Annotated in this window: 13 protein-coding genes and 2 tRNA genes; 7 read left to right on the forward strand and 8 right to left on the reverse strand. The window is 45.5% G+C overall.

Annotation, left to right across the window (positions count from 1 at the left end; translation table 11 throughout):
- Positions 1 to 50: 50 nt before the first annotated feature.
- Together MKS89_RS04380 and queF are read right to left on the reverse strand one after the other, a co-directional pair.
- The gene (locus tag MKS89_RS04380; RefSeq protein WP_072960727.1) at positions 51 to 2,333 is read right to left on the reverse strand and encodes a tetratricopeptide repeat protein; all 2,283 of its coding nucleotides are present in this window, start codon (positions 2,331 to 2,333) and stop codon (positions 51 to 53) included.
- A gap of 23 nt (positions 2,334 to 2,356) precedes the next feature.
- On the reverse strand, positions 2,357 to 3,202 hold the full coding sequence (gene queF / locus MKS89_RS04385) for an NADPH-dependent 7-cyano-7-deazaguanine reductase QueF (protein WP_072960730.1): 846 nt from the start codon (positions 3,200 to 3,202) through the stop codon (positions 2,357 to 2,359).
- A 193-nt stretch (positions 3,203 to 3,395) separates the two neighbouring features.
- Here queF and syd point away from each other — a divergent pair, with 193 nt between their 5' ends.
- Both syd and MKS89_RS04395 read left to right on the forward strand, forming a co-directional pair.
- The gene (gene syd / locus MKS89_RS04390) at positions 3,396 to 3,944 is read left to right on the forward strand and encodes a SecY-interacting protein (protein WP_072960733.1); all 549 of its coding nucleotides are present in this window, start codon (positions 3,396 to 3,398) and stop codon (positions 3,942 to 3,944) included.
- A 3-nt stretch (positions 3,945 to 3,947) separates the two neighbouring features.
- Positions 3,948 to 4,724 (forward strand): Zn-ribbon-containing protein, encoded by a 777-nt coding sequence (locus MKS89_RS04395; RefSeq protein WP_072960735.1) that lies wholly within the window; start codon positions 3,948 to 3,950, stop codon positions 4,722 to 4,724.
- A 91-nt stretch (positions 4,725 to 4,815) separates the two neighbouring features.
- Here MKS89_RS04395 and MKS89_RS04400 read toward each other — a convergent pair whose 3' ends face one another.
- The 3 genes from MKS89_RS04400 to metN all read right to left on the reverse strand — a co-directional run bounded on the left by MKS89_RS04400 (position 4,816) and on the right by metN (position 7,399).
- Positions 4,816 to 5,625: a MetQ/NlpA family lipoprotein gene (locus MKS89_RS04400; RefSeq protein WP_072960738.1), complete on the reverse strand. Its 810-nt coding sequence runs from the start codon at positions 5,623 to 5,625 to the stop codon at positions 4,816 to 4,818.
- 72 nt (positions 5,626 to 5,697) lie between these two features.
- Positions 5,698 to 6,375 carry a methionine ABC transporter permease gene (locus tag MKS89_RS04405; RefSeq protein ID WP_021020951.1) on the reverse strand — a complete coding sequence of 226 codons (678 nt, stop codon included), beginning with the start codon at positions 6,373 to 6,375 and terminating at the stop codon, positions 5,698 to 5,700.
- Positions 6,365 to 7,399: a methionine ABC transporter ATP-binding protein MetN gene (metN, locus tag MKS89_RS04410; RefSeq protein ID WP_072960741.1), complete on the reverse strand. Its 1,035-nt coding sequence runs from the start codon at positions 7,397 to 7,399 to the stop codon at positions 6,365 to 6,367. Before metN ends, MKS89_RS04405 begins: the two co-directional genes overlap by 11 nt.
- 322 nt (positions 7,400 to 7,721) lie before the next feature.
- On the opposite strand from metN, the gene gmhB reads away from it, so the two are divergent.
- The 4 genes from gmhB to treC all read left to right on the forward strand — a co-directional run bounded on the left by gmhB (position 7,722) and on the right by treC (position 12,642).
- The gene (gmhB, locus tag MKS89_RS04415; RefSeq protein WP_072960742.1) at positions 7,722 to 8,276 is read left to right on the forward strand and encodes a D-glycero-beta-D-manno-heptose 1,7-bisphosphate 7-phosphatase; all 555 of its coding nucleotides are present in this window, start codon (positions 7,722 to 7,724) and stop codon (positions 8,274 to 8,276) included.
- A gap of 47 nt (positions 8,277 to 8,323) precedes the next feature.
- A complete protein-coding gene (gene treR, locus MKS89_RS04420) occupies positions 8,324 to 9,277 on the forward strand; it encodes a trehalose operon repressor TreR (RefSeq protein ID WP_072960745.1) in 954 nt (317 codons plus the stop codon).
- Positions 9,278 to 9,465: 188 nt separating this feature from the next.
- A complete protein-coding gene (treB, locus tag MKS89_RS04425) occupies positions 9,466 to 10,893 on the forward strand; it encodes a PTS trehalose transporter subunit IIBC (RefSeq protein WP_072960748.1) in 1,428 nt (475 codons plus the stop codon).
- A gap of 66 nt (positions 10,894 to 10,959) precedes the next feature.
- On the forward strand, positions 10,960 to 12,642 hold the full coding sequence (gene treC / locus MKS89_RS04430; RefSeq protein ID WP_072960881.1) for an alpha,alpha-phosphotrehalase: 1,683 nt from the start codon (positions 10,960 to 10,962) through the stop codon (positions 12,640 to 12,642).
- A gap of 87 nt (positions 12,643 to 12,729) precedes the next feature.
- On the opposite strand, the gene MKS89_RS04435 is transcribed toward treC, so the two are convergent.
- The 3 genes from MKS89_RS04435 to MKS89_RS04445 form a co-directional block, all read right to left on the reverse strand.
- Positions 12,730 to 12,814, reverse strand: a tRNA-Tyr gene (locus tag MKS89_RS04435).
- Positions 12,815 to 12,867: 53 nt separating this feature from the next.
- A tRNA-Tyr gene (locus MKS89_RS04440) sits at positions 12,868 to 12,952 on the reverse strand.
- Between the two features lie 210 nt (positions 12,953 to 13,162).
- Positions 13,163 to 13,768, reverse strand: coding sequence for a YitT family protein (locus MKS89_RS04445; RefSeq protein ID WP_072960749.1), 606 nt, complete (start codon positions 13,766 to 13,768; stop codon positions 13,163 to 13,165).
- Positions 13,769 to 14,089: 321 nt separating this feature from the next.
- Between MKS89_RS04445 and glyA the strand changes: the two genes are divergently transcribed.
- Positions 14,090 to 15,340, forward strand: coding sequence for a serine hydroxymethyltransferase (glyA, locus tag MKS89_RS04450; protein ID WP_072960752.1), 1,251 nt, complete (start codon positions 14,090 to 14,092; stop codon positions 15,338 to 15,340).
- Positions 15,341 to 15,449 lie beyond the last annotated feature (109 nt).

Genomic DNA, 15,449 nt, shown 5'->3' on the forward strand with positions numbered 1-15,449 from the left:
CCTTATTCTATCAGTGAAAATCATCCGTGAAAGCATGGTTGAGAGCGTGTTCATGTATCTTTGAGCAGATTCTTGATGCTTTCTTCGTTTTTATGTGAAGAATGCACTTTGATCAGTCCTTGGCTAATTGCTTGACGACAGGCTTGACGAATATTGTCGGTTGCAAAGCTGGCCGCAGGCGCATTATCGATGGCTTTCAAGTAGACCCAATGGCTACTTTGCTCCGTGACGCTGAGTTCTCTTGAAGCACTGGTCGCCATCAGCAGGATATCCAGTAATTCTTTCTCATTAATTGCTGTGTACGCTTTCGGTAAAAACGGATAATCGGTAATGCCGATTCGAATCAGCCGATTCAAGTGACTGGATGGCTGGAATTCATTTATCCAAGTTTGAATTTTCTCAAACAATGCTTGTGGAGACGCTTCATCGCTTTCATCGGTTTGCATGTAGTTATGCTCTACATAGACAAGGTTCGCATCCGTAAAATGAAACAGACGGGTGTGCTCATCCAGTTTGTCTTTCAGGTATTCACCAAACGCTAATTCAAGCTTGAGACCTTCTGTGTAACCATGCTCAAGATACATATTCCGCAAGAAAGGAATATCGATCATTGCAAACCGTAAACGATCACTGAGCGGTTCGTGGATTAATTCACCGATATGCCATTGCTCATAAGTATGGCTGCTCTTTTGTAGAGAAGAAGATAGGTCTTCATTCAGCATTCGCAAGTTATTCAAATGAGAGCGAGAATGCATGAACAAGTGATTGTTGAGATATTCGATCTCTTCGCTCTGCTGTCGAATGATGTAGCCACGTCGTAAAATGAGTAGAAAGAAGATAAACCCGGCCGTAAAAAGGCCGTAAGCAATATTTTGTAAATACCGATAATGTTTTTCTTGCTGCTTCAGTGCCCGATCTTGACCGGCCAAATGTAATGTTTGTTCGACAAACATTTTTTGCTGTTTGAAAGCTTCTTCACTGATGTGATTCAACTGATTTTGCTGTCTTTGACTCAATTGGTTGTACTGACGTGAATAGTTGAGTGCCTCTAAATAGTGCCCTTGTTTCTCAGATGCCTCGGAAAGTAGCTTAAATGCCTGCATTAATGTTTGCTCATCCTGAGTCTTGCCTGCCAGCTCTGTGGACTGACGTGCCAATGTAATCGCCCGGGATGTATCTTTTTGATAAAAAGCGATCCCGGCTTTCAGGAGGAGGGTCTGTCCTTGGAGCCGGGGAAAGTTAAACTGCGCCAGTAATGGCTCGATTGCTGACAGATAATCCTCGGCCAGCGGGTAGTTGTAGAGCTGCATGTAGGTCGATGCCAGACGAATCCGTACTGCGATGAAAAGCTGCATATTGTACTGTGTGACCGAGTGATCAAGCACATTCAGATAATAGACGAGTGCCAGATTGAACTTACTTTGCCGATAGTAGATATCGCCCATCCGTTTGAGGATATCTACCAGCACGGGGGATTCCTCATACGCATCATAAAAGTCAGCGGCTTGGGACAGATAAAGCAGTGCTCTATCAAGAACCTTGCGTTCATAAAACAGTTGAGCCAAGAGCGAATTCGTCATCGCCAGTAATGCACTATCATTGGATTCTAATGCACTCCAATAAGCGGTCAGTAACTCAGACAGTGCTTTATTGTAACGCTTGTGATTCAGATAGTGCTTACCGACCTGAATATGATACTCGATCTGTCTTTTGACGGATTGCGTTTTGCTGATGTAGGCTTTGGCTGCTTCATAATGGCGTTCTGCCAGTTCATTCTCATTGGATTTGGAGGCAATTTCAGCCAGAAGCATCAAAATATTATAATGAATTCTTTTACCAAGCTGTTCAGCGTTTTTAAGCTGAGCCAATTCGGCTGAGAGTTTTTTGAGCTGAGTCCGTGCCTGTTGTGCATCATGGTTGAGGAGCCAGTTGAGACGGATCTCTAACTGACAAACTTCGATTTCCAGGTAAGGTAATTGGTATTTTTGGGTTAATGCGATAGCACTTTTCAGATAGCGCAGTGCTTCATCATAATACCCTTGACGAAAGAGCGCCTGAGCCAGTATTTCCATGGCCTCAACACTCGAATTCGGTGTGCGGATGAGATTGTCTGGGCTTTCACTGGTGATCTTCGACGGTGATTTCTCGTTGGTATCCGATAAGGTTCTTTTGGTCAGGTAAGCGGATGTGAGCGATTGTGCTTCCTTCGGCGAAATATCCAGAAGTAGATTGGCTTCTTCCAGTGTGGGAGAGGTATAAACACTCGCAAATACCACATGACAGCTACTGAGAAGCAACCATAAAGATAGCGTATTCCGGATGGTTCTGATCATCGACGCGGTAACTCCCAGCCGGTTTACTGACGAGCCATACGTAAAACGCTGGCTGGCTGGTGATCTTCCGTTGAACGATAAGGATTGATATCCAGTCCGCCCCGGCGGGTATACCGAGCATAAACGGTTAATGATTGTGGCGCGCAATATTTCATCAGATCAGTGAAAATTCGTTCCACACACTGTTCATGAAACTCATTGTGTTCACGGAAAGAGATCAGGTAACGGAGTAGTGCTTCGCGATTGATCTGTCTGCCACGATAATGTATTTCAACGCTGCCCCAGTCCGGCTGATTGGTAATCAGACAATTGGATTTCAAAAGATGGCTGTGCAGGGTCTCTTCAACAAAGGTTTCCGCGGTTGCTTGCTCCAGATAGGCTGCGTTGAATGCATACTGGTCGATTTCAATATCCTGCTCGTCAATACATTCGCCTTCCATGGTGATGATGTGTTGGTGAGTAAAATCATTGACATGTCTGAGGTTCACGGTGACCTCTTCACCGGCACAGTGAGATAAATCAGCACTGAGTCTGGTTTGAACTGTTCGCCAATCGTCAAATTTTGTCTGATTCAAACTGTTTAGATAGAGTTTAAATGATTTAGATTCGATCAGATTCGGGCTGGTGGCCGGGATTGAAACGTATCCAATCGCGACCTGTGGTAATCCTTTGGTATTGAGCCATGAAAGCTCGTAAAGCGTCCAGAGATCACACCCCTGAAACGGCAGCGGTTCCGACAAGTGCAGGTCATTCCGGTTCAAGCTTCGGGGCACTGCTTGTAGTAGTGAAGGATCATAATGACTTGCATAGACAGTATCTTGACCTAATTTAAGGTCAGCCAAGGCTTTAGTATCGGAATATTTGCTCATGCTCAGGACTAAATTCGTTTAGAATACCGAGAATTTTACGCAATCCCCCCGCCAATGTCATTAGGCGTGGGCTGTCTTCGTGAAATGATTGGGAAATTACCGGAGAAAATCGAATCATGAGCGGAGCGCGATTGCTTTCTTTAGCTCGAACTGAAGAAAATGGCGGTATCACAGTGATAACTCGGAGAATAACATGAGTGAAATGGTTCTATCATCATCCCTGACGCGGTTTTGTCAGCGTTATTTAGTGGCATATCAACAGGAACATGGTTCTTTGCCAATGAATACCGAATTAGCGGATTGGCCGTCGCCTTGTATTGATGATAAACAAGGTGACATTGTGTACTGGCAGCCCGTTAGTCGAAGTGAACCCGCGGACTTTTCAAATGTAGAGCAGGCGATTGATCTGAATTTTCATGAGGCGATCAAAGCGTTTTATGGCACGCAGTTTTGTGCTGATATGGAAGCGCGTTGGCAAGGCGAGTCATTAACGTTACTGCAAGTCTGGAGTGATGCTGATTTTGCTCGGTTGCAGGAGAATATTCTAGGGCATTTGGTCACCCAGCGCCGTTTGAAGATCAAACCCACTGTATTTATCGCTTCTACTGATGCAGAACTCGATGTGATTTCGATTTGTAATTTGAGCGGTGAGGTCATTCTGGAGCGTCTCGGTACATCAAAACGGGACATACTGGCACCGACACTCGATGCTTTTTTAGAACAATTAGAACCAATGGTGTAAGTGATGTACGTTGTTGAACTCCAGTTTGAATGTTTTGATAACACCACGGTTGCGGCCGTTGAAGGGGTGATTTCCGGTTTACTGGAAGCTCTGCGGTTTAACGGTCAGATTTTGGGGCGGGAATTCCCCGTGGTGATGGGGGACGGTGAGTTCTTTGTCCGAGCGGTATGTGCTGAAAAACAGAGTTTGCATCCGAATCATCACTCCGATTTTGTCCGCAGATGTATCGCAAGGCTGGCTGGGGCGAGTTTGCTCGCCCCGAAAGTTCGTGTTCTGGGGCGAGATATTCACTCCGAGCAAACGGACCCCGATGAGCCACGTGAGTGGCAGGTACTATATACCACCTATGTTCATACTTGCTCCCCCTTACGGAATGGTGACACGCTCTTGCCGATACCTTTATACCGCATTCCTGCGACATTCAATGGTGATCATAAAGCGGTGATTAAATGGCAGACGGAGTGGCAAGCCTGTGATGAGATCCAGATGGCCGGTGGCTGTCAGGCTGAACATGCCGCTTTAAAAGAGATGATGCTGCCGGACAGTGATTTGTTCCGGCGTGGCTGGGATTTGCGTGGACGTATTGAGTATTTGACGAAAATCCCCACTTACTTCTATCAGTACCGTGTCGGTGGGACCAGTTTGGAAAGTGAACAGCATCGTCGTTGTCCAAAATGTGGTGGTGAATGGCGGTTAGCCGAACCCCTGCACGATATTTTCCATTTCAAATGCGATTCATGCCGGATTGTTTCGAATCTGTCGTGGGATTACCTGAAGTAAGTCATTATAAAAATGAAGCAATAAAAAAGGGCAGATGCCCTTTTTTGTCTTGGTACGAATGTTGTTATCGCGTTGACGGCAACACTTGGTTTTACCAGCCTTTTACAACACCGTCATTGAAGATTTTCATCGCAGCATTATAGACTTCATCGGTCTGATAAGCTTTAACGAAGTTTTGTACATTTTCGTCGTTGACGTTGTTTTCACGCGCGACGATCAGATTCACGTATGGTGACTCTTTGTCTTCGACAAACAGACCATCTTTTTCCGGAGAAAGGTGTAATTGGCTGGCAAACGTTGTATTGATAACCGCAATGGCTACATCATCGAGTGAACGTGGCAGTTGTGCTGCATCTAATTCCAGGATTTCTAACTGCTTCGGATTTTTCACAATATCTTGTACGGTTGCTTTCAGACCAACACCATCGCGTAAGGTAATCAGACCTTGCTGCTGAAGGAGGATCAGAGAGCGGCCAAGGTTGGTTGGATCATTTGGTACGGCAATCCGATCACCTTCTTTTAGTGCATCAACTGATTTGATTTTTTTGGAGTATCCGGCAATCGGATAAACGAATGTATTGCCGGCAATCTTTAATTTGTAACCCCGATCGGCAATTTGTTGGTCCAGATATGGTTTATGCTGGAATGCGTTTACATCCACAGAACCATCGTCCAGTGCTGCATTAGGCGTGACGTAATCGGTGAATGTAACCAGCTCAACATCAAGATTGTATTTATCTTTTGCCACTTTCTTCGCAACTTCGGCAACTTGTGCTTCCGCACCGGCAATCACACCCACTTTGATTTTATTATTGTCGGCAGTTTTATCACCACAGCCGGCGAGCACAAGTGCTGAAGCTGCCGTAGCAATCGTGAGTAACCCCTTTAGACTTAATTTCATAAACTTCTCCTTGGCTTAATCCTGAGTGATGATCATCGATCATCGATGTTTTTATTGTTGATTTATGGTTGCTTATCTATGGTCAACCCGGCGTACGATGGCATCGCCAATCGACTGAATTATCTGAACGAGAACAATGAGCATCACGACAGTCACAGCCATGACGGTAATGTCATAACGGTAGAAACCATAACGAATCGCCACATCACCGAGGCCGCCCCCGCCAACGGTGCCTGCCATTGCCGAGTAACTCACCAGTGTCACTAGCGTGATGGTGACGGCGTTAAGAATCGTTGGCATCGCTTCCGGTAACAGCACTTTGGTGATAATTTGCAGCGGTTTCGCGCCCATGGCTTGGGCTGCTTCAACGAGACCGGCAGGGACTTCCAACAGGGCTCCTTCAATCAGTCGGGCAACAAATGGAATCGCGCCGATGGTCAATGGCACGATTGCCGCTGTTGTGCCGATAAATGTGCCGATCAATAGTTTGGTTAACGGGATAATTGCGACCATCAAGACCAAAAACGGTACTGAGCGACCGATGTTGACCACTGCGCCTAACACACGGTTAAAGCGTCGGTTTTCCATGAGTCCCCTCGGTTTTGTGATATGCAAAATAACACCGAGTGGAATGCCGACGAGAAAGCCGACCAAGCCTGAGATGGCAACCATATAGACCGTTTGCCAAGTGGCATTCAAAATCAGGTGACTGTTTTGGCTGACCCAGTCAACGATGAGGTTAATTGACATACCCAAGGACCTCTACTTTTACATGCTGTGAACGGAGATATTCGATTGCGGATTGAGTGTTTGCATCTTCGCCAAAGAGTTCTGCGACCAACATGCCAAATTTAACCCCACCGGCATAATCGAGATCAGAACTGAGAATGTTCACATCCACATTAAAATCCCGTGAGATATGTGAAACCAACGGGGCATCAACCGTGGCACCGGTGAACTCCATTCGAACGAGCGGATAGCTACTCGGAATACGTTCCGGATGAAGACGACTTTCATAATCTTCCGGAATCGATAAATCCAGTGTCGAACGGATAAACTGGTGAGCGAGTTCTGTTTTCGGATGGGCAAAAATATCGCTGATACTGCCTTTCTCAACCAACTCACCGTCGCCGATGATTGCGACTTCGTGACAGATACTTTTAACCACATCCATTTCATGCGTAATCAGCAAAATCGTGATATCTAACTGACGATTAATCTGTCTGAGCAGTTGTAAAATCGATTGGGTCGTAGCCGGATCCAGTGCACTGGTGGCTTCATCACAGAGCAGCACTTTGGGGTCACTCGCTAATGCGCGTGCAATCGCGACGCGCTGTTTTTGCCCGCCACTGAGGTTGGATGGATATGCCTGTTTCTTGTCGTCAAGGCCGACAAGTGTCAGCAATTTATTCACTTTATTATGGATATATTGCTGATTATGGCCAGCAAGTTCTAGCGGTAGGGCAATATTGTCAAATACAGTTCGGGATGATAACAGATTAAAATGCTGGAAGATCATACCGATATTGCGTCTGGCCTGACAGAGCTGAGCTGCGCTCAATTTGGTCAGGTCAACACCGTCAACAATGACTTCACCACTGGTGGGGGATTCCAGCATATTGACACAGCGTATCAGCGTACTTTTCCCTGCACCGGAAGAGCCGATCACACCGAAAATGGTCCCTTGCCGGATATGGAGATTAATGTCTTTTAGGGCGAGTATTTGATTGTCGCCTTGACCGAACATTTTATTGACGTGATTTATTTCAATCATTAGAAACCCTGACTAGGACGTACTTAGCTTATTCATTGAATTGCGTCTCAGATGACAAACTGTACGCTGAGACATGGTGTGTTGAGATATGAAATCGTGTTCAACCAGAACAACACCTGCGATTTGGTAGTGGATGCTATGGCTTCATGATAATGAAGTCAATCATTTTCGACGTCTAGACGTCTAAAAGTACTATTGTCGTCATTTGTTCGGAAAAAAGCAATCAAAAAACTGAAACGTGATACAAAGGGGATTTGGGTGTATCTCCGCCAGTGAGTTTGAGTATAATAGCCCACATTAATCAGTCCGATGGGGTAAAGCCTTGGCTAAACCAGCAGTGTTTTTGGATCGCGATGGTGTGATCAATATTGATAGTGGTTATGTTCATGATGAGCATGATTTCCATTTCATTGATGGGGTTTTTGAGGCAACAAAACGCTTGAAGGAGATGGGATATCTTTTAGTGGTGGTCACCAATCAAGCGGGTATCGCGCGAGGTTTGTTTAGCGAAGATCGCTTTTTGAGCCTGACTCAGTGGATGGACTGGAATTTTATTGATCACGGGGTTGAGTTGGATGGGATTTATTATTGTCCTCACCATCCTGAGCATGGTCTCGATAAATATAAGCAGGCGTGCGACTGTCGCAAACCCCAACCCGGTATGTTTATCTCTGCGCGTGATTTTCTCAATATCGATATGGCAAATTCGGTGATGGTTGGTGATAAACCATCAGACTTGATTGCAGCCCAGGCCGCAGGGGTTAGCACTTCAATTCTGGTCCGCACCGGAAAACCGATCACTGAAGACGGCGAATCACTTGCTGATGTTGTGCTTGCGAGTATCAAAGACGTTCCGGCTTATCTGGCGGCTCGTTGATATGATCACTGTATTACCGCTTCCGGCCGGAGTGAATTGAATTATTCATGAATCATAAGAAGTTAACTATTCTTGATGTTGCCAGACTAGCCGGGGTCGGAAAATCGACCGTGTCCCGGGTGTTGACTCAGGATGAAAGAGTGAGTCCTGAAACTCGGGCTAAAGTTCTGGAAGTGATTGAAAATTCTGGTTATTCGCCTTCAAAGTCTGCTCAGTCAATGCGAGGGGGCAGCCAGAAAGTCGTTGGTATTATTATTTCGAGACTGGAGTCTTCCTCTGAAAGCCGGGTTGTGAGTCAGATTCTGTCTGTTTTATATCAGCGTGGTTTTGATGTGGTGATCATGGAAAGCCAGTTCAGTCATGAGAAAACCGCAGAACATCTCTCGGTCTTGGCTAAGCGCCATGTAGATGGCGTGATTGTTTTTGGTTTCTCAGGTCTGGATTTATCGGTTTTGCAGGCATGGCAATATAAGTCTGTTGTGTTTGCCATGGAATCGGAACAGATCTCGACCATCAATTATGATAACAGCCAGATGATTTGGTCCTGTCTGGATTATTTGAGTCAACAGTCGTTATCGGATATCGCCTTCATCGGGGTCGATCCGGCAGATAAAACCACAGGTCAGCAACGTTTGGATGCATACTGTCAGTGGTGTAAACAATCCGGTATGGCACCGAATTATCAGACTGGGCAACTGAGCTTTGACAGTGCCTATACGCTGGTCGACCGGGTGATGCATGAATCATTACAGGCGATTGTCTGTGCCAGTGATTCTATTGCCATGGGGGTGATGAAGCGCCTTCAGGAACTGTCCCGGGAAGATATCGTCGTGACCAGTGTTGGCCGGAGCGAGTTGCTTTCTTTTTTGTTTCCAGATATTTACAGTGTTGATCCGGGATATGAAGCCGCAGGCCAGCAGGCTGCCGAGCTCTTAATCGAACATATCGAAGGTCAGAAAACCATCCGGCATCTAGTGCTGTCACCACACCCTACCAAGTGAGATCTACTTCTCATCATCCCGACTGATATTTTTCTCTGGTGTGATCTTTTTCATGCTATGGGACTGTTCCCATTTATTTTGGTTTCAGTTATGTCATGATTGTTCTGTGTTGTGGGAATGTTCCCATGACTGTGACGAATGACGATAACAATCGGACATACGCTGTATGCAAAGTATGAGAGGTCAATATGGCTCGCGACATACCAACAGATGACATCAGGAAACTTATCGCTCACATCGGTGGAGCAGACAATATTGCCAGTGTGACGCACTGTCTGACCCGTCTCCGTTTTGTCCTGAAAGACACAGATAGAGCCGACGGTAAGGCGCTGGAAGCACTGTCGATAGTGAAGGGATGTTTTACCAATGCCGGCCAGTTTCAGGTCGTTATTGGTACGGAAGTCGATCAGGTTTATCACCTGCTTGTTGACATGGCAGGTTTAAAAGAGGATTCCAAAGAAGAGACGAAAATTGCTGCACGGCAGAATATGAATGTGCTGGAACGGGGAATTTCCCATTTAGCTGAAATCTTTGTTCCTCTGTTGCCAGCCATTATTACCGGTGGTCTGATTCTTGGTTTCAGGAATGTGATTGGCGATATCAAAATGTTTGATGGTCAGACCCTGACTCAAATGAGTCAGTTCTGGGCAACGGTTCACTCATTTTTGTGGTTGATTGGCGAAGCCATCTTCTTCTTCCTGCCGGTTGGTGTGTGTTGGTCAACCGTGAAAAAACTCGGGGGAACGCCGATTCTCGGCATTACACTCGGGATCACTTTGGTTTCTCCACAACTGATGAATGCTTATCTGATCGGAAAACAGTTACCTGAGGTTTGGGATTTCGGTCTATTTACGATTGAGAAGGTTGGTTATCAGGCTCAGGTGATTCCTGCGATGTTGGCCGGGGTGGTTCTGGCACTGATTGAAACACGTCTGAAGCGCATTGTGCCGGACTATCTGTATCTGGTTGTGGTGCCGTTTGTATCGATTATTCTCGCCGTGATTCTGGCGCATGCAGTGATTGGTCCCTTCGGGCGGGAACTGGGGAATGGCGTTGCTTATATTGCTAAATCAGCGATGACCGGTTCATTTGCGGTTCTCGGGTCGATGGTGTTTGGCTTCTTATATGCCCCGTTGGTGATTACAGGTATCCATCATACAACCAATGCTGTGGATCTACAGTTGATGCAGCAAATGGGCGGAACACCTATCTGGCCACTCATTGCTTTATCGAATATCGCTCAAGCTTCAGCCGTTGTCGGGATCATTCTGGTTAGTAAAAAACAGGGCGAACGGGATATTTCAATTCCGGCAGCAATCTCTGCTTATCTTGGCGTGACGGAGCCGGCAATGTATGGGATTAACCTGAAATATAAGTTCCCGATGCTGTGCGCCATGATTGGCAGTTCGCTGGCGGCTGGTATTTGTGGTGTGTCCGGTGTGATGGCCAATGGTATTGGTGTTGGCGGCTTACCGGGCATTCTTTCAATTCAACCGCAGTTCTGGGGCACTTTTTTACTGGCGATGGTGGTTGCGATTGCTGTTCCCACACTATTGACCTTATTTTTGTACAAACGTGCTCAGGCGAAAAATGCCGTTGAGGTGGTGGGTGCATAGTCGGTTTTAGTGGTGAAGTTTATGACGATTTTGTTTTCTTTATTTTTAGGTAAGTGAGTATTGATGATGATTCAACCGACATCAACCGATCAATGGTGGAAGACCGCGACGGTATATCAGATTTATCCCAAAAGTTTTTGTGATACGAGTGGTACCGGGACTGGTGATCTACAAGGCGTGATCTCAAAGCTGGATTATCTGGCAGGATTGGGGATTGAGGTCATCTGGCTGACTCCGGTTTATCCCTCTCCAATGGTCGATAATGGTTATGACATTTGTGATTATTATGATATCCATCCTGAATTTGGCACATTAAGTGATTTTGAGCGCTTACTGGCAGAAGCCCATCGGCGTGATATCAGAGTGATGATGGATATTGTTGTGAACCATACCTCGACAGCACATCCCTGGTTTCAGGATGCGTTGGGTAATTTATCCAGTCCTTATCGGGACTACTATATCTGGCGTCCCGCCAAAGAGGGGGGAGTCCCCAATAACTGGCAGTCAAAATTTGGTGGGAGTGCCTGGGAGCCGGACTTCAATACTGGTGAATATTATCTGCACTTGTTTGCGAAAGAGCAGGCTGACTTAAACTGGGAAAATCCACACGTTCGTGAAGAAGTGAAGAAGATTATCTCATTCTGGGCTGAAAAAGGTGTCGATGGTTTTCGGCTGGATGTCATTAACCTGATCTCGAAACACCAGAATTTTCCGGATGATGATGCGGGGGATGGGAAACGTTATTACACGGACGGTCCGAGAGTTCATGCGTTTCTTCAGGAGATCAGTACGGCTGTGTTTCAGAAATATGGCTGTGTTACGGTCGGAGAAATGTCTTCGACGACCGTTGAACACTGTCGCCGGTACTCGGCTCTGGATGGCAAAGAACTCTCAATGGTTTTCAATTTTCATCATTTGAAAGTGGATTATCCCAATCATGAAAAGTGGGTCAATGCGCCGTATGACTTTATTGAACTGAAGAAAATTTTCAATCATTGGCAAACAGGCTTACACGATTCGGGATGGGGGGCTTTGTTCTGGTGTAATCACGACCAGCCACGGGTTGTCAGCCGTTTCGGTCATGAGTCTCAATATCGGGTCGAGTCAGCAAAAATGCTGGCAGCAACATTACATATGATGCAGGGAACGCCTTATATCTATCAGGGTGAAGAAATAGGGATGACGAACGCGGGGTATGTTTCGATTGAACAATACCGGGATATCGAAAGTCTGAATATGTATGACATTCTGGTGCATCAGCAGGGAATGGCAGAAGGAGAGATGCTGGATATTCTGGCTCAGAAATCCAGAGATAACGCTCGTACCCCGATGCAATGGAATCGTGAATTGTATGCTGGATTCAGTCGGGTAAAACCGTGGGTTGATGTGGCAGAAAATTATACTGAAATTAATGTCGCTGCTGCACTTCGGGATCCTGAATCAATTTTTTATTTCTATCAACAACTGATTCGGTTGAGAAAAGAACTGGACGTGATTACCTTCGGAGATTACCGGGATCTGTATCCGGATGATAAGGCGATTTGGGGTTATATCAGACAATCAGAACGGCAATCACTGATTTGTCTGAGTAACTTTTCTGAGCGGTTGCAATACTGTGAGTTACCTCCCGATATGATCAGTCGTCCGGCTCGCTATCTGTTGGGGAATTATACCGGACTCAATATGCAGCATGTAGAGACATACCAACGGTTAAGACCTTATGAAACCCGGATTATTTTATTGGATTGATAACAATGGTATAGAACAGGATTGTGATGGTCTGTATTGATGAGACACAGATAAGAAAAAAGCCAGCAAGATGCTGGCTTTTCTATATGGTGGAGGGGGACGGATTCGAACCATCGAAGGCGGAGCCGGCAGATTTACAGTCTGCTCCCTTTGGCCACTCGGGAACCCCTCCAGAGTTTTGTTCATGCCTGAATCAAATAAAGAATGATTCAAACATGTTGAATATGGTGGAGGGGGACGGATTCGAACCATCGAAGGCGGAGCCGGCAGATTTACAGTCTGCTCCCTTTGGCCACTCGGGAACCCCTCCAGGGTATGCACTTTATATTGAAGAAATATTCCCGACACATCTCTTCGGTGCGGGGCGCATCATAGCAAACCTATGCAGCCTGTAAAGACTTTTCTAAAAATTTATGACTGAGTGATGTCTTTTTGGACAAATGAGTTATTTCTTATTCAACATCAGGATATGTAAGACAAAATCCTGTGCACTTTCTTGTTTATGGTGAACTGTACTTGTCTATGGTGAACTGTAAGTGACAGAATATCGAGATGGTTTATGATTCATCGCAAGTACGATATTGAGTACCGCTGCGCTGAGTATTGAAACTGCAATTGTCGCTGGGGGAAGATAAAATAAGGATGCGCCGACAATTGACGCATCAATGCATAATTGTGTCTTACCCACAGAAATCCCGAACTTATCTTGAATCAATAAGCAGAAGACATTGAATCCGCCTAAGCTTGAACGGTGGCGGAAAAGGATCAGCATCCCCAGTCCCATGAAAAGCCCTCCGGTAATTGCACAGTAAATGACATTGACATGTGTCAACAGAATGAAGTGTGCAAATAGCTCGGTAAACAGGGAGACCAGTAGACCGGAAATCAAACTGTTCAGCGTGAACCGGCGACCAAACCGTTTCCAGGCGAGCAAATAGAAAGGGGCATTACATAGCAGATATAGCACACCAAAAGAGTAGGGGACTAATTGGTTGAATAATAATGCTAATCCGGCAGTCCCACCTGTAATTTCATTTGCCGCTTGCAGAAACATGATTCCCTGAGCAACCAAAAAGCTCCCGGTTATCATGGCAATAATATCTTCCTGAAATGTGTGTTTTTCCATCGATAATTAAAAGTATTGGGATAATTTGCGGAGAATACTAAAGAAAAGGTGATACTTTCGGTAGCTAGCGGTGGTAAATTCAGGTAAACCTATGTCTTTGGTTTTTTACATCATGTAAACCCAAAAGTTGACACTTGTGATGCTATCGTGGTGTGACTTTTCGGTATCATGAAAAAACTGCATGATAATTTGTCTATTTGGGCTTTATGACATAAACCAATTTAGGTAGAATACGCGCCAAGTTAAGTGACGAAAACGTTTGCGTTAAGTCAAAATGCAGTTTTATTAAACTTTCCAGTCAATCTGAGTCAGGAGATACAGATGCTTAAGCGTGATATGAATATCGCTGATTATGATGCGGATCTTTTCGCAGCCATTCAAGAAGAAACTCTTCGTCAGGAAGAGCACATTGAACTTATTGCTTCAGAGAATTATACCAGTCCACGCGTCATGGAAGCTCAGGGTTCTCAACTGACCAATAAGTATGCAGAAGGCTATCCGAGTAAGCGCTATTATGGTGGTTGCGAGTATGTCGATAAAGTTGAAACATTAGCGATTGAGCGCGCATGTCAACTGTTTAACTGTGAATATGCAAACGTCCAGCCTCACTCCGGTTCTCAGGCGAACAGTGCCGTATACATGGCATTATTGAATCCCGGTGATACGGTTTTAGGGATGAGTCTGGCTCACGGTGGTCACTTAACGCATGGTTCTCCAGTTAACTTCTCCGGTAAACATTATCATGTGATTCCTTATGGTATTGATGAAAGTGGTCAGATTAACTACGAAGAAATGGAATCACTGGCCGTTGAACATAAGCCGAAAATGATTATCGGTGGTTTTTCTGCTTATTCACAGATTGTTGATTGGGCTCGGATGCGTGAAATTGCTGATAAAGTCGATGCTTACCTGTTTGTTGATATGGCTCATGTGGCAGGTCTGGTTGCTGCTGGTGCTTATCCGACGCCGATTCCTCATGCGCATGTTGTCACAACCACAACACATAAAACACTGGCAGGCCCTCGTGGTGGTTTGATTCTGTCAAACGCTGGTGAAGAGATGTACAAAAAACTGAACTCTGCTGTATTCCCCGGTGGTCAGGGTGGCCCGCTGATGCATGTGATTGCGGCAAAAGCGGTTGCGTTCAAAGAAGCAATGGAACCCGAATTTAAAGCGTATCAGGAACGTGTGGTGCAAAATGCAAAAGCGATGGTTGCACAGTTCCAAGCTCGCGGCTATAAAATTGTCTCGAATAGTACCGAAAACCACCTCTTCTTAGTTGATTTGATCGACAAAGATATTACGGGCAAAGACGCAGATGCAGCGCTCGGTGCAGCAAATATTACGGTGAATAAGAACTCTGTGCCAAATGATCCGCGTAGCCCATTTGTGACGTCTGGTATTCGTGTCGGTACACCAGCGATTACCCGACGTGGCTTTACTGTCGATGATGCGAAAGAGTTGGCAAACTGGATGTGTGATGTGCTGGATAACATCAATGATTCAAGTGTGATTAATGCGACCAAAGCAAAAGTGCTTGAAATTTGTAAGCGTCTCCCTGTTTACGCCTAAGTCGTCTTCACATTCCGGTGATAAAAATAAACCCGCTTTAAGCGGGTTTATTGTTGTCAAATCAAGTCGATTCACAGCCAAACAAGATATTCAAAAGTGTCAGTGAAAG

Source organism: Vibrio gazogenes, from assembly GCF_023920225.1.
In the GTDB taxonomy this organism is placed as follows: domain Bacteria; phylum Pseudomonadota; class Gammaproteobacteria; order Enterobacterales; family Vibrionaceae; genus Vibrio; species Vibrio gazogenes.

Excerpts from the sequence above, each read along its gene's own strand:
- MKS89_RS04400 (WP_072960738.1), bottom strand. The coding sequence starts at position 5,625 with ATGAAATTAAGTCTAAAGGGGTTACTCACGATTGCTACGGCAGCTTCA.
- MKS89_RS04395 (WP_072960735.1), top strand. The coding sequence starts at position 3,948 with ATGTACGTTGTTGAACTCCAGTTTGAATGTTTTGATAACACCACGGTT.
- syd (WP_072960733.1), top strand. The coding sequence starts at position 3,396 with ATGAGTGAAATGGTTCTATCATCATCCCTGACGCGGTTTTGTCAGCGT.
- treB (WP_072960748.1), top strand. The coding sequence starts at position 9,466 with ATGGCTCGCGACATACCAACAGATGACATCAGGAAACTTATCGCTCAC.
- MKS89_RS04380 (WP_072960727.1), bottom strand. The coding sequence starts at position 2,333 with ATGATCAGAACCATCCGGAATACGCTATCTTTATGGTTGCTTCTCAGT.
- glyA (WP_072960752.1), top strand. The coding sequence starts at position 14,090 with ATGCTTAAGCGTGATATGAATATCGCTGATTATGATGCGGATCTTTTC.
- metN (WP_072960741.1), bottom strand. The coding sequence starts at position 7,399 with ATGATTGAAATAAATCACGTCAATAAAATGTTCGGTCAAGGCGACAAT.
- queF (WP_072960730.1), bottom strand. The coding sequence starts at position 3,202 with ATGAGCAAATATTCCGATACTAAAGCCTTGGCTGACCTTAAATTAGGT.
- MKS89_RS04405 (WP_021020951.1), bottom strand. The coding sequence starts at position 6,375 with ATGTCAATTAACCTCATCGTTGACTGGGTCAGCCAAAACAGTCACCTG.
- treR (WP_072960745.1), top strand. The coding sequence starts at position 8,324 with ATGAATCATAAGAAGTTAACTATTCTTGATGTTGCCAGACTAGCCGGG.
- treC (WP_072960881.1), top strand. The coding sequence starts at position 10,960 with ATGATTCAACCGACATCAACCGATCAATGGTGGAAGACCGCGACGGTA.
- MKS89_RS04445 (WP_072960749.1), bottom strand. The coding sequence starts at position 13,768 with ATGGAAAAACACACATTTCAGGAAGATATTATTGCCATGATAACCGGG.